Annotated in this window: 1 protein-coding gene; it reads right to left on the minus strand. The window is 65.0% G+C overall.

Annotated elements, in window-relative coordinates; translation table 11 throughout:
* Positions 1–986, minus strand: a 986-nt coding sequence (locus tag WG898_RS25150; protein ID WP_339605517.1) for a branched-chain amino acid ABC transporter substrate-binding protein, incomplete at both ends; no start/stop codon positions are given.

Genomic DNA, 986 nt, shown 5'->3' on the forward strand with positions numbered 1-986 from the left:
CGCACCACGGCGATCTGCTCGCGCGCACCGCCCTTGTAGGTGAACAGGGTCAGCGCGCCATTCTTGATGTCGCCCTTGTTGTCGAAGCCGATGGTGCCGGTCACGCCCTTGTAACCGTCGGTCTTGGCCAGCACCGGCAGGTACTTGGCAGGCTCGGCCGAGCCGGCCTTGACCATCGCCGCCACCATCACGTTCACGGCGTCGTACACATAGGGCGCGTAGATCTGCACGTCCACCTTGTACTTGTCCTTGAACTTGGCCTTGAAGCCGTCCATCGACTTCTTGGATTCGCCTTCCACGCCACCGGCCTCGGCGCACACCACCTGGCCGTCGCCCATGGTGCCCGCGGCCAGCTTGGGCAGCTCGCCCGAGCAGATGCCGTCGCCGCCCACGAACTTGGCTTCGATGCCCAGCTGCTTCATCTGGCGCAGCATCGGGCCGGCCACCGCGTCCATGCCGCCGAAGAACACCACATCGGGCTTCTTGGCCTTCAGGGAGGTCAGGATGGCGGTGAAGTCCGTGGCCTTGTCGTTGGTGAACTCACGGCCGACGATCTTGCCACCCGAGGCCTTCACGCCCTTTTCGAACTCGTCGGCCACGCCCTGGCCGTAGGCCGTGCGGTCATCGATCACCGCGATCGACTGGCCCTTGAGTTCCTTGACAGCGTACTTGCCCAGCGTGCCGCCCAGGTGCACGTCGTCGGCCACCACGCGGAAGGTGGTCTTGTAGCCGTTGCGGGTGAACTTGGGGTTGGTGGCCGAGGGGCTGATCTGCGGCACGCCAGCGTCGCTATAGACCTTGGACGCGGGGATCGAGGTGCCCGAGTTCAGGTGGCCGATCACGCCGTTGACCTTGGAGTCCATCAGCTTCTGCGCCGCGGCCGTACCCTGCTTCGGGTCACCCGCGTCGTCTTCGGCCAGCAGTTCGAACTTGGCCTTCTTGCCGCCGATCATCACGCCCTTGGCGTTCAGCTCGTCGATGGCCAT

Origin of the sequence: Paucibacter soli, assembly GCF_037482845.1 — a bacterium.
GTDB classification, from domain to species: domain Bacteria; phylum Pseudomonadota; class Gammaproteobacteria; order Burkholderiales; family Burkholderiaceae_C; genus Paucibacter_B; species Paucibacter_B soli.